We start from the raw sequence: 24,830 nt of genomic DNA, 5'->3' as shown, positions 1-24,830 counted from the left end.
GCCTCCTCGCCGGGCAGAGGGTTGTTCCGCGCAACTTAGCTCGCCCGTCCCGTGCGCGCCCGTCGAGTGAGACGGACACCACCCCCTTCAGAACCCGTACAACCCGACCGGGTTGTCGACCAGGATCCGCCGGCCCACCTCCGGGCCGGTCCAGTCGAGCAGCCGGGCCAGTGCCCGCGCGTCGTCGACCGGCTCGAACGGCTCGACGCTCAGGCGGTTGCCCGGAGTACGCGGCCGGCCACCGGTGTGGGGCCAGTCGGTGCCCCACAGCAACCGGTCCGGCGCGGCGGCGACCAAAGCGTCCACGAGCGGCCCGACGTCCGCGTGGTCGGCAGCCGTGGAAATCCGGTGCGGCGCAGAGAGCTTGACGTACGCCGCACCGGATCGCAGGAGGTCGGTCAGCTCCGGCAGGCCCGGCTGACCGAGGTCGGGCGAAGCGAGCGCGAAGTGGTCGAGGACGACGGGCACCGGCAGTCGCGCGAGGTCGTCGGCCAGCGCCGCGACCACGGACAGCTCCGTGAACACCTGCAGGTGCCAGCCGAGGTCCGCGATGGCCGCCGCGGTCGCGCGCAGTGGCGCCAGGGCCACGGCCGGGTCGTCGACCGCGAACGTCGCCAGGTTCACCCGCGCCCCGCGCACCCCCAGGGCGTGCCACTCCCCCAGCGGCGCCGGGGCAGCGGGGTCGAACACCACCACACCCCGCGCCCGGTCGCCCCGGACGCGCAGCTGCGCGAGCAGGCACGAGTTGTCCGTGCCGTACGGGCTCGGCTGCACGAGCACCGCCCGGCTCACACCGAGCCGCCAGTGCAGCTCGTCCAGCTGCTCACCGCTCGCCGGGCCGGGGGTGTAGGCCCGGTCCGCGGCGTAGGGGAACCGCGGGTCGAAGACGTGCACGTGACAGTCGCACGAACCGGAGGGCACCGTCGTCACCGCACGGCGCCCGCGAACTCGGACAGCCGGGCCAGCACCCCGTCGTCCACGGGGACGCCGTCACGCAGCTGCCGGTGGTAGCGCGCGAGCTCGAACTCACCCGGCAGCCGCACGGGCTGCGCCGGGTCCGCGGGCGGCGTGGTGTGCAGGACGGAAGCGAAATCGTCCATCCGGGACGTCAGCTCGGCAGCGGGCACGAGCTTCGCCGTGTCGATCAGGAAGAACACGTGGCCCAGGTTCTGCGGCCGCTCCGGATCGACGCTCCACGAGCTGATGCGCGTGAGATAGCCCGCGCCTGAGAGCACCCCGGCGAACAGGTCGACCATCACCGACAGGCCGTACCCCTTGTGCCCGCCCAGCGGCTGCAGGAAGCCGTCCAGCGCGGCCGCGGGATCCGTCGTCGGCTTGCCGTCGCGGTCGGTGGCCCAGGTGTCCGGAATGGACTCCCCCGCCGCCGCGGCCGCGCGGATCTTCGCCCGCGCCGCCACGCTCATCGCGATGTCCAGCAGCACCGGGTCCCCGCCGGGGGTGGGCACGCCGATGCCGAGCGGGTTATTGCCCAGCCGCGCCTCGCGGCCGCCCCACGGGGCGATGGTGGTGGTCGCGTTGCTCGCGATGATCGCCGCGAACCCCTGCTCCGCCGCGCGGAACAGGTACGGCATCACCGGACCGAAGTGGTTGCTGCCGCGCACGAAGGCCGCGCCGAGACCGGTCGCCCGGGCCGAGGCCAGCGCCGCGTCCAGCGCGTGCGAACCGACGAGTGGCCCGATGCCGTTGGCACCGTCCACCCGGGACAACGCCGGCGCGACCTGGTCCACCGCCACCTTCGCGTGGAGGTCGACGCCGCCGAGGCGCGCGCGGTCGAGGTACTGCGGGATCCGCGCGACGCCGTGCGTGCGGATGCCGAAGAGGTCGGCGAGCACCAGCACGTCGGCGACGCGCGCGGAGTCCTCTTCGGACATCCCGTTCCCCGCCAGCGCGCGAGCCGCCAGCCCGCGCAGGTCCTCGGCGGTGATCTGGGTGTCGCCGGTCATCGGTGTCCTTCTCCTTCGGTCAGGTCGAACTCGGTGGTCGCGGCGAGGTCTTCGCCGAACCACGAACGGATCCCGGCTCGCCGGGTGTCCGTGTAAACAGGGCCGTCGTGCCACAGCATCGGCACGTCGTGGCCCGGCACGAGCAGCGTGTCCGGGTGTTCCCGCCACAGGGTGAGGATCTTGTGCACGGACGCGCGGCTCGCCTCGCGGTCGAGCGTCATGTCGACATCACCGCCCAGCAGCTCCGCGCGGTTCTTCGCGGCGTCGCCGCTGAACAGCACGGAACCGGCCACTCGGAACACCAGCGAGCCCGGCGTGTGCCCGGCCGCGGCGAACGCCTCCACGCCGGGGAAGATCTCGCCGTCTTCGCTCACCCGCCGGGTGCGCGGATTACGAGCGAGATCGGCGGCGTACAGCTCCGGCAACGGGTCGAACCCCGGCTCGCGCCCGGCCGCCCACTCCAGCTCCGCCGCGCCCACCCACACGGTGGCCGACGGGAAGAGCAGGTAGTTCGCGGCGTGGTCGTAGTGCGCGTGCGTGAGCAGGATGTCGGTGACCTCACCCGGTTCCACGCCGTGTTCGGCCAGCCGCTGCGCGAGCAGAGAGCGCATTCCGAACGAGCCCGTGTCGGCCAGGATCAGCCGTTCGCCGTGGCGCACGAGGGTGACGCTGCTCCAGCCGAGCCCGCCGTGCTGCGTGCTTTTCCCGGGGTAGCCCTGGGTCAGCGGAAGGATGTTCACCGCGCCTCCGGGGAAACCGTGTCGGCGACGGGGACCACGGCCTCGTCGTGGTCGAAGGTCCGCCGGGCGTAGAACGAGACGACCGCCGTGATCAGGCCGAGCACCGCCAGGTACACACCGAGGCCGTACGGGCCGCCGGTCACGTCGTTGAGCCACACGCCGATGATCGGGCCGGTGCCGCCGAACACGGCCTGCGCCACGTTGTAGGCGAGCGCCCCCGCCGTGACGCGCACGGCCGTCGGGAAGATCTGGCTGATCGCGAGCAGCGCCGGCAGTGCGAGCAGGCCCTTGCAGGCACCGATGAGCGCGCCGCCGGTGAACGCGCCGACCCCGCCACCCGCGGCGAGCGCCAGCGACGGCACCGCGAGGATCGCGACCACGAGCCCGGTGAGGCTCAACGCCTTGCGCAGCCCGATCTTGTCCGCCACCGGCCCCATCACGAGCGTGCCGATGATGACGAGCACGTTGCTCACGATCGTCGCGTTGTAGGCCTCGGTGCTGTCGAGCTTGCCGACGTTGATGAGGAACGTGGTGAGGAACGACGTGATGGTGGTGCTCAGCAGCGCGTAGCTCGCGGTGCAGACGATGAAGACGACGATCGGCACCCAGTGCAGGCGCAGGGCGTCGCGCAGCGGCGTGGCGGCGGCCTTCGCCTTCTCACGCGCCTTGACCAGCAGCTCGAACTCCGGGCTCTCCTCGACCTTCGAGCGCAGGTACACACCGAACGCGGCCAGCGGCAGGCCGACGAGGAACAGGATGCGCCAGCCGAACGTCTGGTACTCGTCCTTGGTCAGGATGCTCGAGAACACGCGCGCGAGGAGTGATCCACAAAGGATCCCGATGAACGTGGTGGCGATCAGCGTGCTCACGTTGCGAGCGCGTTTGGCGGCCGGGCTGTGCTCGAACACGAAGCTGATCGCGCTCGCGTACTCGCCGCCCGCGCCCATCGACTGCGCGAGCCGGCACACGAGCAGCAGCACCGGCGCCAGCAGGCCGATCTGCGCATAGGTGGGCAGCACGCCCATGAGCGCGGTGCCGAAGCACGTGAACAGGATCGAGATCGACAGCGCGCGGCGGCGGCCGTACTTGTCGCCGATCCAGCCGAAGAAGATGCCGCCGATGGGGCGGGCGATGTAGCCGAGCGCGAACACGGCGTAAGTGTTGAGCAGCGCCACGGCGGGGTCGTTGCCGGGGAAGAACTTCGCGGCGATGATCGTGGCGACCACGCCGTAGACGCCCCAGTCGTACCACTCGGCGAAGTTGCCCGCCGAGGCCGCGATGATGATGCGGCGCCGGCGGGCGCCGGTGAACTCGAGCTCCGTGTTCATGACGGGTGTTTCCGTTCTCTTCATCGGGAAAGGAGTCAGGTGAGCCGCGCCGCGACCGCTTCGGCGACGGCCGCGGGACCGCCCGTCGCCGAGCCGTCCGGCCGGATGCGGATGTCGCCGGCCTCGAGCGCGCCGGCGACGGCCGCGCGCACGAGGTCACCCTCGGCGGTGTGGTGCAGGTGGTCGAGCATCATCGCGGCGGCGAGGATCTGCCCGATCGGGTTCGCGAGGCCCTTGCCCGCGATCGAGGGCGCGCTGCCGTGGATGGGTTCGAAGTACGCGCTGACGTCGCCGATGTTGCCGGAGCCGCACAGCGAGATGCCGCCGACGGTCGCGCCGCCGAGGTCGCTGAGCACGTCGCCGAGGAAGTTCTCCATCACCAGCACGTCGAAGTCGCCGGGGCGCAGCACCAGGGCCTGGGCCGCGGCGTCGGCGTAGAGGACCTCGGTCTCGATGTCCGGGAAGTCGGCGGCGACTTCGAAGAAGATCTCGCGGAACAGCGCGTGGCTGCGCAGCACGTTGCTCTTGTCCACGCAGGTCACGCGGTGCTTGCCGTCGCTGGGTGCGCCGCCGCGGGCGGCCGCGAGCTCGAAGGCGCGCCGGCAGATGCGCAGCGTGCCCTCACGGGTGGTCATGAGCGTGTCGGACACGGCCCAGCGGTTGCCGACGCCCTTGCCGCGCGAAGCGTAGAGCCCTTCGGTGTTCTCGCGGACGATGACGTAGTCGATGCCTCCGGCCGCCACCCCGCCCAGCGCCGACGTGACGCCGGGCAGCAGCAGCGCGGGGCGGACGTTGGCGTACGCGTCGAGCCCGATGCGCAGGATGCCGCCGAGCAGGCCGGCCTCGGTGCCGTCGGGGAAGCGCACGTCGGGCAGGCCGACCGGGCCCTTGAGCGTGGCCGCGACAGCGGTGCGCAGGTATTCGAGGTCTTCGGGTGAGCAGGCCACGCCGGTGCGGCGGTAGGTGTCGGCGCCGGCGTCGACGTCGGTGTAGCGCAGCTCGAAGCCGCCCTTGGCCGTGACCGCGCCCAGCACGGTGAGCGCGGCGTCGACCAGCTCGGGACCGATCCCGTCCCCTCGGATGACGGCGATGTCGTGAACCTGCACTGGCGTTCCACCTCGAAAATCAATATAATCAACATTGAGCATCAACATTGACGAGAACGACGAGACCGTAGGCCGGTCCGGAATCCGTTGTCAACCCGATGTTTCTGTTCCGTGACAAGCATTGGCGGTCACTAGACTCGCCGCGAATCGTCACCGCGGCACGAGATCGCCGACAGAGGAGGGGGCACCAGTCGTGAGCACCGACACTGAGGTGCTGTCGATCGCCGAGGCAGCCGACGTCCTCGGGGTCAAGCAGAGCACGGTGTACGCCTACATCAGCCGGGGCCTGCTGAAGCGCCACCGGCTCCCCCGCGACCGGCGCAGCTGGCTCTCGCGCAGCGAGGTCGAAGGCTTCGGACAGCGGAAGGGCACCCGCACGCTCCTGCACGACGACGAGCCGGCGGTCTCGGCCGACACCAGCCAGGTCGCGCGCCTCGACGGCGACACGCTGCTCTACCGCGAGCGCGACGCCGTGGAGCTCGCGCGCACGGCGTCGTACGAAGAGGTGGCCGAGCTGCTGTGGGAGCAGCCCGACGTGGCGCCCGCACGGGACCTCGAACCGGAGCTGGTCTCGGCCATCCACCGGCTGCAGGACACCATGCCGGCGAGCAGCCTGCCGCTCGACCGGCTCAAGGTCACCGCGACGCTGCTCGGCGCGCGCGACTCGTTCCGCTACGACCTGTCCGTGCCCTCGGTGCTCTCCGCGGCGCGCACGATGGCGCCCGCGTTCGTGGAGTCGCTGCCGCAGCCGGGCGCGGTGTGCGAGGGCGGCCGGCCCATCGCCGAGCGGCTGTGGGGCCGGCTCACCGCGGAACCCGCGACACCGGAACGGCTCGCGGTGCTCTCGGCCGCCCTGGTCCTGCTGGCCGACCACGGTCTCGGCCCGTCGACGCGCGCGGTGCGCGAGGCCGCGGCCAAGGCGGCGGACCCGTACTCGGCCGTGCTCGCGGGCATGAGTGTCGCGAGTGGACTGTTGCTGGGCGGTGGGTCGTCACTGGCCGTGCAGGCGTGGCTGAACGACATCGCTTCGCCCGCTTCGGTTTCCCGGGTGCTCGAACAACGCCTGCTGCGCGGCGACCGGCTGTCCGGCTTCGGGCAACCGCGCTACCGCAGTGCCGATCCCCGCGCCTCGGAGCTGCTGCGCCTGCTGGCCGAGGCGCCTGCCGACCCCGAACGGCTCGCGATCGTCGAAGGGGCCATCGACCTCGTGCGCCGCCGCCGCGATCTCGAGCCGAACGTCGAGTTCGCGTTGGGCGCCTTGTGTTTCGTCCACGGCATGGCCGAAGGCGCCGGGGAGGCGGTGTTCGTGATCGCCCGCACGGCCGGGTGGATCGCGCACTCACTGGAGACCTACACCGTCCAGTGAGGACACTCAGCCGAGGCGGCTGCGGCGGTGGGCGGCCATGCGGACGGGGGCGTTGCCGGCACCGTAGCCCGCGTAGCCGTCGATGCGTTGCAGGACCTCGAAGAACACGCGCCCGCCGAGGATCTCGGTGAAGAAGTGCAGCAGGACGCCGCCGTGGTCGTCGCGGTCGTAGAGGATCGAGTGGGCCCGCAGGGCGTCGAGCAGGTCCGGCGGCGGGGCGAGGCGGGCGTCGAGGTCGTCGTAGTAGTTGCCGGGGATCGGCAGGAGCGGGGCGCCGAGTTCGAGCATCACGCGGGCGCTGGCGAGCGCGTCGGCCGTGGTGAAGGCGATGTGCTGCGGTTCGCGTACGCCCGGGGCCCAGTCGCCGCGGCGCAGCAGGGCGGAGTCCAGGGCCAGGCGCACGGTGCCGCGCTCGGTTCCGCCGCTCACCGTGCGGCTGCGCACGAGACCGAACGGCGCGGCGAACTCCGTGACCGGGTCGGGTTCGAGGCCGAGCACCGCGCGGTAGAACAGCGCGGCCTCGTCGAAGTGGTCGAACGGCTGCGTCAGCGAGACGTGGTCGACGCCCGTGACTCCGGCGTCCGCGGCTTTTCCCGCCACGGCGGCGAAATCGTCCAGCCAGCTGTCGCCGGGACCGGTACGGCAGAAGAACACCGAGGTGCCGTCGGGCGCGGCGACCGCGGACAGGTCGGCCTCCCCCGCGCTGTGCGTGCGCGGCAGCACCGGCGCGAGCAGCCGCTGCGCGCGGTCGGCCGAGGCCACCGGGTCGGCGCTCTCCACCGCCAGCGCGGCCACGGAGGCCCCCGGGTCGGATCCGGCCGAGTTCACGAGGATCCGCGCTTCGCCCTGCTGCCACAGCGCGACGGGTTTGGTCCGGTGCTGCCCGGCGTGCGCGAAGCCGAGCGCCGCCAACGCCTGCTCGACGTCGGTGCCGGCCGTGGCGATCTCCGTGAACGCGTGGCCGCTCAGCGCCGGGGCGGGCGGCAGCGTCGTCGCGCCGAGCGATTCCTCCAGTGCCAGCAGCGATCGCATGGCGTCGACGGCGGCCGGGCCGGGGTCGGCCTGGCGGAACACGTCGTTGAACACCTCCAGCGACAGGGGCCCGTCATAGCCGGCCGCGCGCACGTGGCCGGTGAAAGCCGTGAGGTCGAACGCGCCCTGGCCCGGGAAGAGCCGGTGGTGGCGGCTCCACTGCAGCACGTCCATCTCCAGCCGCGGCGCGTCGGCCAGCTGGAGGAAGAACAGCTTCTCGCCCGGGATCGTGCGGATCGCCGCGGGATCGCTGCCCCGGGACAGGATGTGGAAGCTGTCGAGGCACAGCCCCAGCGCGGGGTGCGCGGCGCGGCGCACGATCCGCCACGAGTGCTCGTAGGTGTTCACGAACCGGCCCCACGCCAGGGCTTCGTACGCGATCCGCAGCCCGCGCGCGGCGGCGCGCTCGGCCAGGGTGTGCAGCTGTTCGGCGGCGAGATCGTCGTCGTCGACGGCGTCCGGGGACACCGAGGAGCACACGAGCATCGTGTCGGCGCCGAGCTGTTCCATCACGTCGAACTTGAGCTCCGCGCGGCGCAGGTTCGCCGCGAGCACGGTGGGCGCCACGGCCTCGAAGTCGCGGAACGGCTGGTAGAGGTCCACCGTCAGGCCGAGGTCCGCGCAGTGCTCGCGCACCTGTTTCGGCGACCACGGCGAGGCGATCAGGTCGTTCTCGAAGATCTCCACGCCGTCGAACCCGGCAGCCGCGGCGGCGGTGAGCTTGTCCTCGAGCGTGCCGGACAGGCAGACGGTGGCGATCGCGCGGCGGTTTTCGAGGGCGCGATTTTCGAGGGCGCGGGTTTCAGTCGAGGACATCGGCGGGTTCCCTTTCCCCTGGGGCGGCGAGGCGGTCGAAGTGCCGCCGCATGCGGGCGGCGTCGGGTTCGGCGCCGGTGAACAGCGCGAGTGCGTCGGCAGCCTGGAACACGGCCATCCGGCCGCCGTCGAGCACGCGGCAGCCGCGCGCGGCGGCGACGCGCACGAGCTCCGTCTCCAGTGGCCGGTACACGACCTCCGCGACCCACAGCCGCGGATCGAGCAGCTCGGCCGGCAGCGGCAGGCCCGGGTGCGCGGCCATGCCGACGGGGGTGGCGTGGACCAGACCGTCGGCGCCGGCCAGCGCCGACGCCACCGACCCGCCGGCCGAAGCCCGCTGCGCACCGAACCGCTCCTGCAATGCGAGGGCGAGCGTCTCGGCCCGCATGGTGTCCAGGTCGAGCACGCGCACCCGGCCCGCGCCGAGCGTCAGCAGGCCGTGGGCGACGGCCGCTCCGGCGCCGCCCGCGCCCAGCAGCACGACGGACTCCAGCGGCACCCCCGGCAGCCCCGTTTCGAGGCCGCGGGCGAAGCCGGACCAGTCGGTGTTGTGCCCGGCCGCCGTGCCTTCGCGGAACACCACGGTGTTCACGGCGGCCAGTGCGGCGGCGTCGGCCGACAGCTCGTCGAGGTGGTCCAGCACGACCTGCTTGCACGGGTGCGTCACGTTGAGCCCGGCGTAACCCGCGGCGCGCGCGGCCGCCACCACCTCGCCGGCGGCGCTCGCGGGCAGGCCCCAGTCGTCGAGGTCGAAGCGGCCGTACGCGAGCCGCACGCCGAGCCGGGCGGCCTCGGCCTCGTGCAGCGGCGGGCTCAGCGACGGGCCGATGCCCGAACCGACGAGCCCGGCGAGCACGGTGCCCGGGCCGGAGCGGCGGGCGTGCTCGCGGACCGCGTCCACGACCGTGGCTGGGTACACAGGTTTCCTTTCGACGGGCCGGTGGCGCCGGGCGGGTTTGTCGCGAAACGGCCTACAGTGGGGCGAGATCCATCCGGAGGGAGAAGGGACGTCCGTGGCCGCACCGTCGCCGGAAGACGCCGCCGGGAAAGACCGCACCCGCGACGCCGAGCGGACCAAGGCCGAGATCCTCGACGTCGCCGCCACGGAGTTCGCCGAGAAGGGCTACGACGGCGCCCGCGTGGAGGAGATCGCGGCGAAGACCCGCACCACCAAGCGGATGATCTACTACTATTTCACCAGCAAGGACCAGCTCTTCGTCACGGTGCTGGAGCGGGCCTACACGGTGATCCGGTCGCTGGAGCAGGAGCTCGACGTCGACCACCTCGACCCGGTCGACGCGATCCGCCAGCTCGCCGAGCTCACCTTCGACCACCACGAATCCCACCCCGGCTTCGTGCGGCTGGTGAGCATCGAGAACATCCACCGCGCCGAGCACATCGCGCGCTCCACCACGCTGTCGACGCTCGCCAACCCCGCGCTCGACGTGCTCACCCGCATCCTCGAACGCGGCCGCGCGGCCGAGCTCTTCCGCGACGACGTGGACGCGCTCGACGTGCACATGGCCATCAGCGCGTTCTGCGTGTTCCGCACCGCGAACCGCTACACGTTCAACGCGATCTTCGGCCGCGACCTGCTCGACCCGGCCACGCGCGAACACCACCGGCGCATGCTCGGCGACCTGCTCGTGAGCTACCTGACCGCGAGCTGAGGCCCTCACGCGATCCTCGCGATCCGGCCCGACGGGTCTGCCGGGTAGCGGTCGAGCACGCGCGGGTCGTGGCCGGGCAGGAAGATCCCCGACGGCCCGGCCAGCTCCCGGATGCGGTCGAACGCGCCGTACACGTCGGTGGTCGAGTGCAGCAGCGGCGCCGGGTGGTCGGCTTCGAGGTTCTCGTAGAAGTGGCTGGCGTCGGAGGCGACCACGAGCGGGCCGGCCGCGGTGGCGATCCGCACCACCTGCGTGCCGGCGGTGTGCCCGCCGACGAGGTGGACGCTGAGGCCGGGCACGACGTCGGCGTCGCCGTCGACGAGCCGCAGCCGGTCGCCGGCCTGGAGCCGGTGCAGCTCGACCTCGTCCAGCAGCCACTTCTCCCGCGTGATGCGCCGGGCCCACGGACCGGTCCAATAGTCCATTTCGGACTGCTGGACGACGTGGGTCGCGTCCGGGAAGGCGCTCGCCCGGCCGGCGTGGTCGTAGTGCAGATGGGTGAGCACCACGTGGTCCACGCCCGTGGGCTCGACGCCGAGCTCCGCGAGCAGCTCCACCGGGTCGGTGTAGTCCAGCCCGGGCACCTCCGCCGCGCGTTCCGGACGCATCCCGGCGTCGACGAGCACCGTGTGCTGCGGGGAGACGGCGAGCCACACGTAGTACGCCGTCGGGTGCGGCTCGGCGGAATCCTTGCTGTGGCCCAGGAAGTGGTCTCCGCGGACGCCGTCGCGCCGGGCGTAGCACAGGGCGTGGACCTCGAACGTGCTCACTGCTGGACGCCGACCTCACTCGCCTGCCGCGCCGGCGTGTTCTTCAGGCCCAGCAACGCGGTCGGGACGCGGTAAGTCTCGCGGCCGGTGGCCACGGCGATCGCGTTGACCACACACAGCCCGGCGGTGAAGATCGCGACGCCGAGCCACGCGCCCCGCCCGTCCCCGGCGACGGCCGCCGCCACGCTCGGCAGGAAACCGCTGATGGCGAAGCCGATCTGCGTGCCGATCGCGGTGCCCGACAGGCGCACGCGGGCCGGGAACATCTCGCCGTAGAACGAGGGCCAGATGGCGCTCGTGGCCGTGTAGACGATGCCGAACATGCCGATGCCGAGCACGAAGATCCACACGTAGCTGCCGGCGGCGATCGCGCCGAGGTAGCCGAAGATGAGGACCGCGCAGCCGAGCGAGCCCGCGATGAAGATCTTCTTGCGGCCCTTGCGGTCGGACAGCTTGGCCCACAGCGGGATCGAGATCACCGCCGCGACGTTGGCGAGCACCCCGACCCACAGCATCGGCGTTTTGCTCAGCCCCACCGTGTTCACGGCGTAACTCAAAGCGTAGACGGTGAAGATCGTGCTGACCGAGGCGATGAGCGCGGCGACGATCACGCGCAGGACGTCGGCCCAGTGGTCGCGCAGCAGCACCGCCAGCGGCAGCCGGACGACCTCGCCGGCGGCGACCTCCTCGCGGAACACCGGCGTCTCCTCCACCGAGCGGCGGATGAAGTACCCGACCGCGACCATCACGGCGCTGAGCCAGAACGGCACGCGCCAGCCCCACGACAGCAGCGCGTCCTGCGGCAGCGCGGCGACGGGCAGGAACACGGCCGTGGCCACGATCTGCCCGGCCTGCGTGCCGCTGAGGGTGAAGCTCGTGTAGTACGCGCGGCGGTTCTCCGGCGCGTGTTCGAGGCTCATGGAGTTGGCGCTGGCCTGCTCGCCACCCGCGGAAAGTCCTTGCAGCAGCCGAAGAACGACGAGCAGCACGGGCGACGCGACGCCGAGTGCCTCGTAGCTGGGCAGGCAGCCGACGAGCACCGTGGACAGGCCCATGAGCAGCAGAGTCGCGATGAGCACGCGTTTGCGGCCGAACCGGTCGCCGAGGTGGCCGAGCAGCAACGCGCCGAGCGGGCGCGTGACGTAGCCGACGCCGAACGTCGAGAGCGCGAGCAGCGTGCCCGCGGCCGGTGAGGACGCCGGGAAGAAGATCTTGCCGAAGACCAGCGCGGCGGCGGTGCCGTAGATGAAGAAGTCGTAGTACTCGAGCGCGCTGCCGATCCAGGCGGCGAGCGCCGCTTTCGCGGGCCGGCCCGCGGCGGGCGCCGCTCGATCTGCTCGACCGTTCACGTTTGTCTCCTTCTGCGGTGCGCCGTTGCCTCGCCCGACGGCTAATGTACCGTGCGGTTAATTAGAGAGGGTGAAGGGCGCACCCGAGGTTGTCAAGGACGAGTTTCGGCGCGGGATCGGCGGCGGCCGGGTTCCACGGATCGCGGATCGATCCTTTGTGGAGGGTACGCGAAACGCCCACGAACCCGTGGTGGCCAGGGGTTTCCGGGGCGTGCTCGGGCTCGCGCTAGAGGTTCTCGACCTCGACCGGCTCGATGTCCTCGCCCTCGGGGAGGTCGAAGCCGAGGATCTGGCTGTAGAAGCTCAGCTCCGCGTCGAGTGACCGGTGGATGTTCTCCGCGCGGCGGAAGCCGTGCTGCTCGCCTTCGAAGAGGAGGTAGGCGACGGGCACCTTGCGCGAGCGCAGGGCGTCGACGATGAGCTCCGACTGGTTGGGCGGCACCACGGGGTCGTCGGCGCCCTGGAGGACGAGCAGGGGCCGGGTGAAGGCGTCGATGTGCTGGATCGGCGAGCGGTCGAGGTACACGTCGCGCATCTCGGGGTACGGGCCGATCAGGCGGTCGAGGTAGCGGCTCTCGAACTTGTGCGTGTCGGCCGCGAGCGCCTGGAGGTCCGCGACGCCGAAGAGATCGGTGCCCGCGGCGAACGGCGTGTCGGCGCGCGAGAGGGCGGCCAGCACCGTGTACCCGCCGGCCGAGCCGCCGCGGATGAGGAGCTTGCCGCCGTCGACGCGGCCTTCGGCGGCGAGCCAGCGGACGGCCGCGATGCAGTCGGCGACGTCGAGGATGCCCCACGTGCCGTGGAGTTCCTCGCGGTAGGCGCGGCCGAAACCGGTGGAACCCGCGTAGTTCACGTCCACGACGCCGAAGCCGCGGCTGGTCCAGTACTGGATTCCGAGCGACAGCACGGGAACCGCGTGCGACGTCGGTCCACCGTGGACGACCACCACTACCGGCGGCTTCGACCCCGCGGGCCCCTCGAAGTCCGGGTTCGCGGGCGGGTAGAACAGCGCGTGGGACACGCGGTCACCCGACGGGAAGTCGATCGCCTCGGGCGCGGACACGTATTCGGCGCCGATGCCGGTGTCGCGGGGCTCGCGCACGGTGGCGACCTTGCCGTCGGCGGTCAGCGTGTACACGCTCGGCTCGGCGGTGGGTGAACCGGCGAGGAGGAGCAGCTCGTCGTCGCCGGCCGGCCGCAGCGCGCTGATCGTGGTGAACGGGGTGTCGAGGTCGGTCACGGTGCCGTCCGGGCTCGCGATCGCGAGCCCGTCGATGCCGCCGGACCAGCGGGCGAACACCACCCGGTGGTCGGCCAGCACCACGTACCGGCCCGTGCCCAGGCCCCAGGCCGGCACGCCGATCTCGGCGTCGAGCACGACCACCGGCTCGACGATGCCGCTCTGGCCGAGCCGGTAGAGGTTCCACCAGCCGGTGCGGTCGGACAGGAAGTACAGCGTGCCGTCGGCGTGCCAGCGCGGTTCGGACACCGACTCCCCCGGCCCGCCCGCGACCACGGTCTCCTCGCCGGTGGCCAGGTCGCGCACCCGCAGCTCGGTCGAGTCCCACGGCATGTCCGGGTGGTTCCACGCGACCCACGCGAGCTTCCCCGCGTCGGGAGAGAACCGCGGGCTCGCGACGAAGTCCGGGCCGGAAACGAGCACCTCGGGCTCGGCGTTTTCGGTGAGCAGCACGATCTCGTTGCGCACATCGGCCGCGCCCTGGCCGGTTTCGGGATGGTGCTCCCGCACCACGGCCAGGCGCGTCCCGTCGGCGGTCAGGTCGCCGTCGGCGTACCGGTCACCGCGCGGCACCTCGGGCTCGGGGGTGACGGCTTCCGGCTCGCCATCGCGGCCGAGACGGTAGAGCCGCTGGTCGGCCCAGTTGGCGAACCACACCACGCCGTCGCGCACCCACCAGTCGGCCCCGCCGTACTCGTGCACGCTCGTGCGCGCCCCGAACCCGTCCGGCAGCAGGTCGGTGGTGCTCCCGTCGGCTTCGCGCCGCACGAGCTGCACCCGCCCGCCCTCGCCCGGCCGCGCCTCCGACCACACCACGGCGCCGGCGTCCGCCCGCACATCCGTGACGCGCACGGCGCTCTGCGTGATCAGGCTCGCGGTGAACGGCGTGGCCCAGGAACCGAACTCGGAGATCTGCACGGCGCCACGCTAGCCGATCTCCCGCACGCCGGGGGCCACGTTGCACCCGTTGCCCCGCGGCGTTGCCGGATCGAACACAGCCGGATCGAACACAGCCGGTCGCACACTGCCGGATCGCGCATCGCCTCACACGGCGTACGTGTAATCCGGCACGTCGGTGACGAACATGTACCCCGGCGCGTGCGTGATCGCGAACGGCGGCTTCGACTGCATGATCGCGGCCTGCGGGGTGACGCCGCACGCCCAGAACACCGGAACCTCGCCCTCGCGGATCTCCACCGGGTCACCGAAGTCGGGCTTCGACAGGTCCTCGATGCCGAGCGCCTCGGGTGCTCCGATGTGGACCGGCGCGCCGTGCACGGCGGGGAACTGGCCGGAGATGCGCACGGCGTCGGCGACGCGGTCGGCGGCGATCGGGCGCATCGAGACGACCATGGGGCCGCTCAGGCGGCCGGCGGGGGCGCACTCGCGGGTCGTCTTGTACATCGAGACGTTCTGGCCCTTGCTGATGTGGCGGACCTCGATACCCGCGGCGACCATGGGCGTCTCGAACGTGTAGCTGCAGCCGATGAGGAACGAGACGAGGTCGTCGTTCCAGTACTCCAGCACGTCGTCCGGCTCGTCGACCAGCTCGCCGTCGCGCCAGACGCGGTAGGCGCCGAGGTCGGTGCGCAGGTCGGCGCCGGGCGCGAGGTCGGTGTGGGGGCTGCCGGTGTCGGTGACGCCGATGATCGGGCACGGCTTGGGGTTGCGCTGGCCGAACAGGAGCGCGTCGTAGGCGTACTCGCGCGGCACGATGATCATGTTCGCCTGGGCATAGCCGGGCGCCCAGCCGGCGGTGGGCACGCGCAGGCCGCCGCGGAAGGCTTCGCGGGATTCGGCCGGGCTCAGGGCGGGGGTGACAGTCATCAGCAGCTCCTCAGGAGAAGATCGAACCGAGTGAGGTGAGGGATTCGACGGCGGCGTACGCGGTGAACAGCCAGGCGGCGATGCCGACGCCGAGCAGCACCTTCGGGTAGCGGTAGCCCGCGATCAGGTCGCGGCGGCGCAGCGCCACCCACAGGATGATGGCCAGGCCGATGGGCAGCACGAGCCCGTTGATCGCGCCGGCGAACACCAGCATCGACTGCGGCGTCTGGCCCGCGGCGATGAACACGATCGTCGCGAGGCCGATCAGCACGATCACCGCGCGGTTGAAGTGCGTGCGCACGGGCTTGACGTAGGACTGCAGGAACGTGGCGGTGGTGTAGGAGTTGCCGATCACGCTCGTCATCCCGGCGGCCCAGAACACCAGGCCGAACAGGTGCAGCCCCACCGTGCCGAACGCCGACAGGAAGGCCGAGCCCGCGGCGTCGTTCTTGTTCGCCAGCGTCGCGCCGGTCGCGACCACGCCGAAGAAGCCGAGGAACAGCACGATCCGCAGCACGCAGGCCACGAGGATGCCGGTCCACGCGCCGCGGTTGATGCGCTTGAGGTTCGCCACGCCGGTGATGCCGGCGTCGATCAGGCGGTGCGCGCCGGAGTAGGTGATGAACCCGCCGACGGTGCCGCCGATCAGCGTGAGGATCGGCAGGAACGGCAGGCCCTTCGGGTCGACGGTGCCGACCGCGGCCTGGCCCACCGGCGGCGCCGTGGCCACGACCAGCGCGATGATCAGCGCGATCTTCACGAAGCCGAGCACCACCATCACGCGGTCCACAGCCGTGAGCACCGAGCGGACCAGGAAGATCGCGATGGCGAGGATGCCGCTGATCGCGGCGCCGATCCGCGGGTCGATGCCCAGCAGGTTGTGCAGGCCGAGACCGGTGCCGGCGATGTTGCCGATGTTGAACACGACCGCGCCCAGCACCACGAACACCGTGAGCACCTGGCCGGCGCCCGGGAACACCTTGCTCGCGATGTCCTGCGCGCGCTGCCCCGAGATGCCGAGGATGCGCCACACGTTGAGCTGCACGGCGACGTCGATGATCATCGAGACCACCACCGCGCACGCGAACGAGGCCCCGTAGAGCACGGTGAACGAGGCGGTCTGGGTAATGAACCCCGGTCCGGCCGCGCTCATGGCCATCAGCAGCGCCGCGCCGAACAACGGCGGCACGCGCAGCCGGCCCGGCCGGGCCTGCTGCGTGTCGGTACTGGTCACGCTGTCCATCCCACTCCTTGGTCCCGATTGGCGGGGGTTGCCGCGCAGCTTAAGTTAGACGTCTGACGTCTTACGACCTGTATCACCATTTGGGAGGCACCGTGGCGGAGAACCTGCCGTCGGTCTGGATCCAGGACCTGACCTGGGAAGAAGTGAGCTCGTACCTGGAAACCGAGCGGATCGTGATCGTGCCGATCGGCAGCACCGAGCAGCACGGCCCGGCCGGTGTGCTGGGGGTCGACTCGTACGTGGCCATCACGTTGGCCGAGGACGTGGCCGAGCGCAAGGGTGTGCTGGTCGCGCCCCCGATCTGGTACGGCGACTCGTCGCACCACGGCGCGTTCCCCGGCACCATCACGGTGCGCCCGGACACGCTGACGCTGCTGATCCGCGACGTCGCCCGCAGCCTCGCGCGCCACGGCTTCACCCGCATCATCCTGCTCAACGGCCACAAGGGCTCGAACCTGCCCGCGCTCAACAGCGCCGTGCGCGTCCTGCACGACGAGGAGCTGCCCGAGGTGCTCTTCGCCGTCGCGGACCCGCTGCACCTGGCGCGGTCGGCCTCGCCGACGATCAAGGAGACCAACGAGCACCACGCCGGTGAGCTCGAGCTCTCCCACGTGCACTATCGCTACCCGGGCAAGATCCGCACCGACCGCCTCACCGACGCCTCCGTCGACTTCGACGCGGTCTTCGGCGGCTTCGTCGGCAACGACCTGTTCGGCCCGGCGCCCGACGGCGTCGAGATCATCTGGTCGGGCGACGAGCAGCGGGCGTTCACCCCGACCGGCTCGTTCAGCTCGTCGAAGGGCCTCTCGGAGGACAAGGGCAAGCGTTACCACGACCACATCGTCGGGCGCCTGGGCGAGCTGGTCGACTGGCTGCGCACGTACGACGGCCCCATCGGCCGCCGCGAGGACTGACCCGTGGTCACGCGGATCCACCCCGAACCGGCTCTGCCGGCCGACCTCACGGCGATCACGTCCGACGCGTACCGGCAGGTCAAGGACCGGCTGCGCGAAGTGATCACGCGGCTCGGCGAGGCGGGCCGGCTGCGGCTGCCGTCGGAGGCGGAGCTGTCGGCCGCGCTCGGCGTGAGCCGGGCCACGCTGCGCTCGGCGCTGCAGTCGCTGCAGAAGGAGGGGCGGATCCGCCGGCTGCACGGCCACGGCACGTTCATCAACCGCCACGCGCTGGGCCTCGGCGCCAACCTCGCGGAGGCGGGCGCGTTCCTGGACCTGCTCGCCAAGGCGGGTCACGAGGCGTCGGTGCGCACGGCCGACCGGCGCCTGGTGGCACTCGAGGCGGACGTCGCGACGTCGCTGGAGATCCCGGCCGGCGAGCAGGCGCTGCGGATCGAGCGCGTCTTCGCCGCTTCGGGCGAGCCGGCGGTGCACAGCGTGGACCACTTCCCGGCCCGCCTGCTCGGCGCGGACCCGCGGGCGCTGGACCCCGCGCAGTCGACGTTCGAGTTCGTGGAACGTCACCTCGGCCCGCCGGTGTGCTACTCCGTCGCCCAGGTGCGGCCGGTGCTGCCGCCGCCGGAAGTCGCCGCGGCGCTGAACATCCCGGCGACGCAGCCGCTGCTTCGGTTGCGCCACACCCACATCCGGGCCGACGAGCAGCCCGTCGCCGTCACGGTCGCGCACGTCAACGACGAATACCTGCGTTTTTCGGTGATCCGGACCTACCTCGATGAGTGAGAGATGACCACACTGGCCAACCCGCCGCGGCTTGACCGCAAGGCGTGGGGCGTGCTGGCGCTGACCCTGGTGTTCTGGGTCGCCGACGGCTACGACACGTTCGTGCTGCTGATCACCGCGCGGCCGACGCTCACCGAGCTGCTGCCGCACGACCAGCTGCCGCACCTCACGACGTACCAGGGTTACCTGGTCGCCATCACGCTCGCGGGCTGGGCCACGGGCGGGATCGTCGGCGGCGTGCTCGGCGACCGGCTGGGCCGGCGGCGGACCATGATCGTGGCCGTCGCCGTGTACAGCGTCTTCACGGCGTGCTCGGCGTTGTCCGGGAACTGGTGGGTCTTCGGGCTCACGCGGTTCCTGACCGGGCTCGGGATCGGCGCCGAGTGGGGCGTGGGCACCTCGCTGCTGCAGGAGGTGTGGCCGGAGCGGTGGCGGGCCCGGGGCGCCGGCCTGCTGCAGGCCGGGTTCTCCGTCGGCGGCGTGCTCGTGTCGGGCCTGTGGGTGCTGCTCGGCTCGACGCTCGGGCTGTCGTGGCGCTGGATGTACCTGTTCGGCGTGATTCCGCTCGTCGTAGTGCTGCTGGTGCGCCGCAGCATCCCCGAGTCCCCGCGCTGGGCGGCGCAACGCAAGCGAAAAGTCGGGATCGGCGAGCTGCTGGCGCCCGGCGTGCGGCGCAATTTCCTGGGCGCGCTGGCGGTTTCGATCGCGATCACCGGCGGCTGGTGGGCGGTGAGCTCGTTCCTGCCCAGCTTCGTCGGCGGGCTCGTCGACGATCCGAAGCGCATCGCGTTCTACACGGGCTGGGCCGGCGCCCTGTACAACCTCGGCGAGATCGTGGGCTGCATCCTGCTCGGGTTCCTCGCCGAGAGCTGGGGCCGCAAGCTCTCGATCCAGGTGTACTTCGCCGGGTGCGTGGCGATCGTGCCCATCGTGTTCCTGCTGGTGCACGACGCGGCGACCGCCACGTGGCTGCAGCTGATCGCCGGGTTCCTCACCGGCGGCGTGTACAGCTGGTACACCGTGCACACGCCGGAGCTGTTCTCCACGTCGATCCGCGCGACCGCGATCAGCGTGGTGTTCAGCGGTTCGCGTTATCTGGCCATGGCCGGCGCCGTGCTGATCGGCCCGCTGGCCTCGGCCGTGGGCGGGTTCGGCCACGCCGCCGCGATCTTCGCCCCGATCTACCTGCTCGGCATGCTCGCCGTGCTGTTCCTGCCCGAGACCAAGGGCAAACCCCTGCCGGACTGAGTGTTTCCCACCGGACCGAGTGCCTGTCGCTGGAAGAAAGGACCACCCATGACCGTGAAGGTCGACATCCGGGTTCCCGTCGGCCGCCCGCTGCCCGAGCTGACGAAGTTCATCGTGTCGTGTGAAGAGGCCGGGTTCAACGGCGTCGGCGTGCACGACCACCACCACTCGGGCCGCGACGTCTACTCCGCCCTGACGCTGGCCGCGGCTGCGACGTCGAAGCTGCAGCTGTACCCGGCCACCACCAACACGGTCACGCGCCACCCGCTCGTGCTCGCCGCGATCGCCAACTCGCTGGCCGAGATCGGCCCGGGCCGCGTGCTGCTCACGCTCGCGCCGGGGTTCCTCTCCGTCGAGAAGGCGGGACGGCCGCAGGGGCGGCGCGAGCAGCTGAGCGAGGCGGTCACGGCGATCCGCAAGCTCGTGGCCGGCGAGACGGCCACTGTGGACGGTCACGAGATCAAGATGAACAACGTCGCCAAGCCCGCACCCGGGATCTTCGTGCTCGCGGCCGGGCCGAAGATGCTGGAGCTGGCCGGCGAGGTCGCCGACGGCGTGGTGATGCTCGCGGGCCTGCACCCGGACAGCATCGAAGCGGCGCGCTCGCACGTGCGCGCGGGTGCCCAGCGCGCGGGCCGCGCGCCGGAGTCGGTGCAGGAGATCCTCATCGTGCCCACGGCGATCGAGCCGTTCGACACCGCGCGCGAGTGGGTGCGGCGCTACTTCCGGCCGGACAAGCCGTTCCTCAACTACCCGAGCACCGCCAACCTGCGCTGGCTGCGCGCGGCCGGCCTCGACATCCCCGAGGACCACGACCCCACCGCGTTCACCTCGGCGCAGGCCAAGGAGATCAGCGAGGCGTTCGGCCTGTTCGGGCCCGCGGAGTACTGCGCGGAGCGGCTGCTGCAGGCTCAGTCGGAATCCGGAGTGGAGCACGTGTTCTTCTTCCCTTCGCACACGGCCGAAAGCGGCTACGACCTGCCGGAGGCCGACGTCGCCGCCTTCGCCGACGTCATCGGCCCGCGTCTGGCTGCGGGCTAGTCCCGCTTACGGGAACCGCTTCGCCCAGCGCCTGGACCACCGCGAGCGAGTCGAGGTAGTCGCGCCAGCGCACGACCTTGCCGTTCGCGACGGTGACGATGGAGACGAAGCGGTTCTCGTAGGGCCGGCCGGTTTCGACGACGCGGCCGTGCACTCCGTATTCGAGCGTGATCACGGACTTCTCGCGGTCGTGGTGCACGGCCAGGTCACCTGCCCCTTCGAGCACGATGGCTTCGCCGTAGCCGCGATAGAGCTCGGCCAGCGCCCCGCGCCCCTCGACCCGCCTCGGATAGCCGGGCACCGTCACGACGAACTCGGTGACGACGTCTTCGGCGAGCAGGTCGAAGAAGTGCTCGCCTTCGACGTGGCCGGCGAGACCTTCTTTGACGACACCGAAAAACGGTTCGAGGGCGGCGAAATCTTCGAGGTGTTCCACGGTCATGGGCTGAGTTCCTGTTCTCGATCCGGGTTTGTCCGGTGTCGAGAACGGTAGGACCCGGCACCGACAGTTCCGGCTGCCGTGGCGTCCCTCGATCCGGTGAATGGGCCGCTGATTTTCGCTGGGCTCGGCGGCGTTTCGCTTCGGTGTTCGGTTCCTCGCGGCCGTGTCGACACCGGCGCCGGTAACCGCGGCCGGGAACCTGGCCCTGCCACTCCCAGGAAAACCGGGACCGTCCCTGCCGCCGGCCGGGCGGCGCATCGTGGAGGAGAGCACGGAAGACCCAGCAGGAAAGGCATCCGACCATGGCCGACAGCGTTCCCGGCGGCACCCTCACCCTCGCCGACGACCTCACCCTCAGCCGCATGGGCTACGGCGCCATGCAGCTGGCCGGCCCCGGCGTCTTCGGTCCGCCGAAGGACCACGACGAGGCGATCGCGGTGCTGCGCGAAGCGGTCGAGCGCGGCATCACCCACATCGACACCAGCGACTTCTACGGCCCGGTCGTCACGAACGAGCTCATCAAGGAAGCACTGCACCCCTACCCGGCCGGCCTGCACATCGTCACGAAGGTCGGGGCGCGCCGCGGCCCGGACGGCTCGTGGAACCCGTCGCTGGAGCCGGAAGACCTCAAGGCGCAGGTGCGCGAGAACCTGCAGCACCTCGGCCTCGACGCGCTCGACGTGGTGAACCTGCGCGTCGGCTCCCACGAGGGCACGGACGACACCCCGCTGAGCGGACAGTTCGGCGCGCTGGCCGAGCTGCGTGAGCAGGGCCTGATCCGCCACCTCGGGCTCAGCGGCGTCTCCGACGCGCAGCTCACCGAGGCGCAGGCCATCGCGCCCGTGGTCACCGTGCAGAACCTGTACAACCTGGTCACCCGCGCCGACGACGCCCTGGTGGCGCGCTGCGCCGAGGAGAACATCGCGTTCGCGGCGTTCTTCCCGCTCGGCGGGTTCAGCCCGCTGCAGTCGGAGACGCTGGCCAAGGTCGCCGCGAACCTCGACGCGTCGCCGCAGCAGGTCGCGCTCGCGTGGCTGCTGCAGCACTCCGCCACGACCGTGCTGATCCCCGGCACGTCGTCACGCGGGCACCTGCGCGAGAACATCGCTTCGGCCGACCTCGTGCTGCCGGCCGAAGCGGTGGCGGAGCTGGACGCCATCGGCGCCTGAACGTCCACTGTGGACTCGGACGCGATCGCGGGGTTAGGCTCACCGGCGTGATCACCACGGACGGATACCTGTACCTCGTCGACCGCGCGCTCGACGGGATGGCGGCCACGCTCACCGAGCTGGGCGACGAGCTCGCGAACGTCCGCCCCGAGGCGGCCGGGACGAACTCGCCGTACGCGATCGTCACGCACTGTCTCGGGGTGATGGCGTTCTGGGGCGGCCAGGTCGTGGCGGGCCGCGACGTGGCGCGCGACCGGGCGGCGGAGTTCGAGGCTGCGGGACCGATCGCGCCGCTGGTGGAGCGGATGCGGGCGGTCCGGGAGCGGTTCGGCGCCGACGTCGCCGGGTGCACCCCGGCCGCGCCGCCGAAGGGCGAGGTCCCGCCGAAGTACCGCGGCACTCCGATCGGCGCAGCTCAGGGCCTCGCGCTGCTGCACGTGTACGAGGAGCTGGCCCAGCACCGCGGCCACCTCGACCTCACCCGCGACGTAGTGCTCGGACCCCGCGACGAAACCGTGTAGAGGACACGGGGCCGGCTCCGTCCTTACAGTGAGCGTGCCGACGCGCGGCACGCCGGAAGGGCGGAGGACCCACGATGACGAAGTACATGGTGATGCAGACGTACTCGGGCGGCGAGGCCTGCGACGCGCCGATGAGCGAGTGGTCCCCCGAGGACATCCGGGTGCACATCGCGTTCCAGCGGGCGCTCAACGAGGAGCTCACCGACAAGGGCGAGCTGGTGGACGCGCAGGGGCTGGCCGGGCCGGAGGCCGCGAAGAAGGTCGTGTCCGGTGGTGCGGGCGGGACCGTGGTGACCGACGGGCCGTTCACGGAGAGCAAGGAACTGCTCGCGGGGTACCGGATCATCGACGTCGACTCGGAGGAGCGGGCGCTGGAGATCGCCGCGCGGCTCTCGGCGGCGCCCGGACTCGGGGGCACGCCGATCCGCCAGCCGATCGAGGTCCGCCAGGTGATGAGCGCTCCGGCCTGATGGCGGCCGAGAGCGTCGAGGACCTGCTGCGCACGCTCGCGCCGCAGGTCCTCGGCGTGCTGGCCCGGCGGTTCGGCGACTTCGACGCGGCCGAGGACGCCGTGCAGGAGGCCCTGCTCGCCGCGGCGCTGCACTGGCCGGACGAGGGCGTGCCGGGCAACCCGCGCGGCTGGCTGATCCAGGCGGCGGCGCGGCGGCTGACCGACGCGTACCGCAGCGACGAAGCCCGCGCGCGGCGTGAGCTGGCGGTGTTCGCCGAGCCGGTGGGCGCCGAGGTCCCGGACGAGGACGACACGCTCACGCTGCTGTTCCTGTGCTGCCACCCCGCTTTGACGTCGGCCTCGGCCATCGCGCTCACGCTCCGGGCCGTCGGCGGCCTGACCACGGCGGAGATCGCGGGCGCGTTCCTCGTGCCCGAGGCGACGATGGCGCAGCGGATCAGCCGGGCGAAGGGGAAGATCAAGGCTTCGGGCGTGCCGTTCCGGCTGCCGGCCGACGACGAGCGCGCACCGCGGCTGAAATCGGTGCTGCACGTGCTCTACCTGGTGTTCAACGAGGGCTACACCAGCAGCGCCGGGACGAGCCTGCACCGCACGGAGCTCTCGGGTGAGGCGATCCGGCTCGCGCGGCTGCTGCACGGGGTGCTGCCGGAAGACGGCGAGGTCACTGGCCTGCTGGCCCTCATGCTGCTCGTCGACGCGCGCCGCCCCGCGCGGACCGGGCCCGACGGTGACCTGGTGCCGCTGGAGGACCAGGACCGGACGCGGTGGGACCGGTCGCTGATCAGGGAAGGCGTCTCGCTCGCCACGGCCGCGCTTTCCGGCGGGCCAGCCGGCGAGTACGCGCTGCAGGCGGCGATCGCGGCGAGCCACGACATCGCGTTGCGCGCGCAGGACACTGACTGGCCCCGGATCCTGGCCCTCTACGAGCGGCTCGACACCTCGGCGGACAACCCGATGGTCACGCTGAACCGCGCGATCGCGACGGCGATGGTGCACGGCCCGGCTACAGGTCTGGACCTGCTCGCGACGCTCGACGGGCGGCTCGCCGGCCATTACCGCCTCGACGCCGTGCGCGCCCACCTGCTGGAACGCGCGGGCGAAACCCCGGCCGCGATCGGCTGTTACGAGGCCGCCGCGGCGCGCACCACGAACGCCCCGGAACGCCGCTACCTCACGGTTCGCGCCGCGCGGTTGCGGGCGGACCACCGCTGACCGTCCTCTTCGGACAGTGAGTCGATGTTCCACACTTCGCTCTCACAACGCGGCCCAGTAGGATCAGCACCGATCCTCACGGAAAGCGGAGCGGACCATGGCCACCACGGGTGATCGGCGGACGGGGTACGACATCACGAGCGTCCCCGCCGAGACGGTGCTCGCCGCGCTGCGGGCAGCCGTGCCGCCGTCGGCCACCTCGGGGGTCGTCTGGTGGATCTACGCCGGTCAGGGCCCTGGGACACCCCACCTCGTCGTCGGCCTGCGGGGTGACCGCGGCGCACTGGTGTGGCAGGAGAACGGCGCCGCGCACCTGCCCGCCGACGGCGCCGGCGCCGCGTCCGCCGACTACTTCAGCCTGCAGGGCGGCCACTTCCCGCAGCCCGCGGGCAGCGAGGTGCCGGCCGAACTCGTGCTCCGCGCGGTGGCGGAGTTCGCGGCGACCCGGGTCCGGCCGGAGTGCGTCTCCTGGAAGCTGCCCTAGCTGTATTCGGCCGTCAGGTTGGTGGCAGTCGACTGGTGGGTGGATGCCCGCCGAGTGCGCTGTGGCGGCGTTGAGTGTTGTAGTGCTGGAGCCAGG

General features: G+C 71.7%; 25 protein-coding genes. 11 read left to right on the top strand and 14 right to left on the bottom strand.

The window, feature by feature from the left end; translation table 11 throughout:
- Nucleotides 1-87: 87 nt before the first annotated feature.
- The 5 genes from ACFY1H_RS33385 to ACFY1H_RS33365 are packed head-to-tail and all read right to left on the bottom strand — an operon-like array spanning nucleotide 88 to nucleotide 5,138.
- Entirely contained in the window at nucleotides 88-921 is an 834-nt protein-coding gene (locus tag ACFY1H_RS33385) for an amidohydrolase family protein (RefSeq protein WP_386953108.1), read from the bottom strand.
- Between the two features lie 5 nt (nucleotides 922-926).
- On the bottom strand, nucleotides 927-1,964 hold the full coding sequence (locus ACFY1H_RS33380) for an Ldh family oxidoreductase (RefSeq protein WP_366587926.1): 1,038 nt from the start codon (nucleotides 1,962-1,964) through the stop codon (nucleotides 927-929).
- On the bottom strand, nucleotides 1,961-2,704 hold the full coding sequence (locus tag ACFY1H_RS33375) for an MBL fold metallo-hydrolase (RefSeq protein ID WP_366587924.1): 744 nt from the start codon (nucleotides 2,702-2,704) through the stop codon (nucleotides 1,961-1,963). The genes ACFY1H_RS33380 and ACFY1H_RS33375 overlap by 4 nt, the downstream gene beginning before the upstream one ends.
- Nucleotides 2,701-4,032, bottom strand: coding sequence for an MFS transporter (locus tag ACFY1H_RS33370; protein WP_386953105.1), 1,332 nt, complete (start codon nucleotides 4,030-4,032; stop codon nucleotides 2,701-2,703). Before ACFY1H_RS33370 ends, ACFY1H_RS33375 begins: the two co-directional genes overlap by 4 nt.
- A 35-nt stretch (nucleotides 4,033-4,067) precedes the next feature.
- The gene (locus tag ACFY1H_RS33365; RefSeq protein WP_366587920.1) at nucleotides 4,068-5,138 is read right to left on the bottom strand and encodes an isocitrate/isopropylmalate family dehydrogenase; all 1,071 of its coding nucleotides are present in this window, start codon (nucleotides 5,136-5,138) and stop codon (nucleotides 4,068-4,070) included.
- A 193-nt stretch (nucleotides 5,139-5,331) separates the two neighbouring features.
- Between ACFY1H_RS33365 and ACFY1H_RS33360 the strand changes: the two genes are divergently transcribed.
- The gene (locus ACFY1H_RS33360) at nucleotides 5,332-6,504 is read left to right on the top strand and encodes a citrate/2-methylcitrate synthase (protein WP_366587917.1); all 1,173 of its coding nucleotides are present in this window, start codon (nucleotides 5,332-5,334) and stop codon (nucleotides 6,502-6,504) included.
- Between the two features lie 6 nt (nucleotides 6,505-6,510).
- On the opposite strand, the gene ACFY1H_RS33355 is transcribed toward ACFY1H_RS33360, so the two are convergent.
- A complete protein-coding gene (locus tag ACFY1H_RS33355; protein ID WP_366587915.1) occupies nucleotides 6,511-8,352 on the bottom strand; it encodes a TIM barrel protein in 1,842 nt (613 codons plus the stop codon).
- Nucleotides 8,339-9,208 (bottom strand): shikimate dehydrogenase, encoded by an 870-nt coding sequence (locus ACFY1H_RS33350; protein WP_386953774.1) that lies wholly within the window; start codon nucleotides 9,206-9,208, stop codon nucleotides 8,339-8,341. The genes ACFY1H_RS33355 and ACFY1H_RS33350 overlap by 14 nt, the downstream gene beginning before the upstream one ends.
- Nucleotides 9,209-9,365: 157 nt before the next feature.
- Here ACFY1H_RS33350 and ACFY1H_RS33345 point away from each other — a divergent pair, with 157 nt between their 5' ends.
- Nucleotides 9,366-10,022 carry a TetR/AcrR family transcriptional regulator gene (locus ACFY1H_RS33345; RefSeq protein ID WP_386953100.1) on the top strand — a complete coding sequence of 219 codons (657 nt, stop codon included), beginning with the start codon at nucleotides 9,366-9,368 and terminating at the stop codon, nucleotides 10,020-10,022.
- Nucleotides 10,023-10,027: 5 nt separating this feature from the next.
- Here ACFY1H_RS33345 and ACFY1H_RS33340 read toward each other — a convergent pair whose 3' ends face one another.
- From ACFY1H_RS33340 to ACFY1H_RS33320, 5 genes are all read right to left on the bottom strand, one after another.
- The gene (locus tag ACFY1H_RS33340) at nucleotides 10,028-10,792 is read right to left on the bottom strand and encodes an N-acyl homoserine lactonase family protein (protein ID WP_386953097.1); all 765 of its coding nucleotides are present in this window, start codon (nucleotides 10,790-10,792) and stop codon (nucleotides 10,028-10,030) included.
- A complete protein-coding gene (locus ACFY1H_RS33335; protein WP_386953094.1) occupies nucleotides 10,789-12,141 on the bottom strand; it encodes an MFS transporter in 1,353 nt (450 codons plus the stop codon). Before ACFY1H_RS33335 ends, ACFY1H_RS33340 begins: the two co-directional genes overlap by 4 nt.
- A gap of 226 nt (nucleotides 12,142-12,367) precedes the next feature.
- The gene (locus ACFY1H_RS33330) at nucleotides 12,368-14,299 is read right to left on the bottom strand and encodes a S9 family peptidase (RefSeq protein WP_386953091.1); all 1,932 of its coding nucleotides are present in this window, start codon (nucleotides 14,297-14,299) and stop codon (nucleotides 12,368-12,370) included.
- Nucleotides 14,300-14,425: 126 nt separating this feature from the next.
- Complete coding sequence (locus ACFY1H_RS33325; protein ID WP_366587997.1) at nucleotides 14,426-15,190, bottom strand: putative hydro-lyase; 765 nt, start codon at nucleotides 15,188-15,190, stop codon at nucleotides 14,426-14,428.
- 28 nt (nucleotides 15,191-15,218) lie between these two features.
- Nucleotides 15,219-16,442 carry an NRAMP family divalent metal transporter gene (locus ACFY1H_RS33320; RefSeq protein WP_386953088.1) on the bottom strand — a complete coding sequence of 408 codons (1,224 nt, stop codon included), beginning with the start codon at nucleotides 16,440-16,442 and terminating at the stop codon, nucleotides 15,219-15,221.
- Between the two features lie 101 nt (nucleotides 16,443-16,543).
- On the opposite strand from ACFY1H_RS33320, the gene ACFY1H_RS33315 reads away from it, so the two are divergent.
- Genes ACFY1H_RS33315 through ACFY1H_RS33300 form a run of 4 tightly spaced genes read left to right on the top strand, consistent with a single transcriptional unit; the run spans nucleotide 16,544 to nucleotide 20,434 of the window.
- On the top strand, nucleotides 16,544-17,365 hold the full coding sequence (locus ACFY1H_RS33315) for a creatininase family protein (RefSeq protein WP_364046235.1): 822 nt from the start codon (nucleotides 16,544-16,546) through the stop codon (nucleotides 17,363-17,365).
- Between the two features lie 3 nt (nucleotides 17,366-17,368).
- The gene (locus tag ACFY1H_RS33310; protein WP_366587896.1) at nucleotides 17,369-18,145 is read left to right on the top strand and encodes a GntR family transcriptional regulator; all 777 of its coding nucleotides are present in this window, start codon (nucleotides 17,369-17,371) and stop codon (nucleotides 18,143-18,145) included.
- A gap of 3 nt (nucleotides 18,146-18,148) precedes the next feature.
- Nucleotides 18,149-19,393 (top strand): MFS transporter, encoded by a 1,245-nt coding sequence (locus ACFY1H_RS33305; protein ID WP_366587893.1) that lies wholly within the window; start codon nucleotides 18,149-18,151, stop codon nucleotides 19,391-19,393.
- Nucleotides 19,394-19,441: 48 nt separating this feature from the next.
- Nucleotides 19,442-20,434, top strand: coding sequence for an LLM class flavin-dependent oxidoreductase (locus ACFY1H_RS33300; protein WP_366587890.1), 993 nt, complete (start codon nucleotides 19,442-19,444; stop codon nucleotides 20,432-20,434).
- Here ACFY1H_RS33300 and ACFY1H_RS33295 read toward each other — a convergent pair.
- A complete protein-coding gene (locus ACFY1H_RS33295) occupies nucleotides 20,406-20,876 on the bottom strand; it encodes a nuclear transport factor 2 family protein (protein ID WP_386953085.1) in 471 nt (156 codons plus the stop codon). The genes ACFY1H_RS33300 and ACFY1H_RS33295 overlap by 29 nt on opposite strands.
- Before the next feature lie 302 nt (nucleotides 20,877-21,178).
- Here ACFY1H_RS33295 and ACFY1H_RS33290 point away from each other — a divergent pair, with 302 nt between their 5' ends.
- From ACFY1H_RS33290 to ACFY1H_RS33270, 5 genes are all read left to right on the top strand, one after another.
- Complete coding sequence (locus ACFY1H_RS33290) at nucleotides 21,179-22,045, top strand: oxidoreductase (RefSeq protein ID WP_386953083.1); 867 nt, start codon at nucleotides 21,179-21,181, stop codon at nucleotides 22,043-22,045.
- 47 nt (nucleotides 22,046-22,092) lie between these two features.
- On the top strand, nucleotides 22,093-22,566 hold the full coding sequence (locus ACFY1H_RS33285; protein ID WP_386953080.1) for a DUF664 domain-containing protein: 474 nt from the start codon (nucleotides 22,093-22,095) through the stop codon (nucleotides 22,564-22,566).
- Nucleotides 22,567-22,640: 74 nt separating this feature from the next.
- Nucleotides 22,641-23,036: a YciI family protein gene (locus tag ACFY1H_RS33280; protein ID WP_386953077.1), complete on the top strand. Its 396-nt coding sequence runs from the start codon at nucleotides 22,641-22,643 to the stop codon at nucleotides 23,034-23,036.
- A complete protein-coding gene (locus ACFY1H_RS33275) occupies nucleotides 23,036-24,250 on the top strand; it encodes an RNA polymerase sigma factor (RefSeq protein ID WP_386953074.1) in 1,215 nt (404 codons plus the stop codon). The genes ACFY1H_RS33280 and ACFY1H_RS33275 overlap by 1 nt, the downstream gene beginning before the upstream one ends.
- A gap of 97 nt (nucleotides 24,251-24,347) precedes the next feature.
- Nucleotides 24,348-24,734, top strand: coding sequence for an Imm1 family immunity protein (locus ACFY1H_RS33270; protein ID WP_366587876.1), 387 nt, complete (start codon nucleotides 24,348-24,350; stop codon nucleotides 24,732-24,734).
- A gap of 13 nt (nucleotides 24,735-24,747) precedes the next feature.
- On the opposite strand, the gene ACFY1H_RS33265 is transcribed toward ACFY1H_RS33270, so the two are convergent.
- Nucleotides 24,748-24,830 (bottom strand): integrase core domain-containing protein (locus ACFY1H_RS33265; protein WP_386945928.1); only part of this gene is annotated, 83 nt, incomplete at its 5' end.

This window comes from Amycolatopsis sp. NPDC001319 (assembly GCF_042896185.1).
Classification (GTDB): Bacteria; Actinomycetota; Actinomycetes; order Mycobacteriales; family Pseudonocardiaceae; genus Amycolatopsis.
Note: the sequence above shows the minus strand (reverse complement) of the source record. Positions and strands in the feature narration are given on the sequence as shown.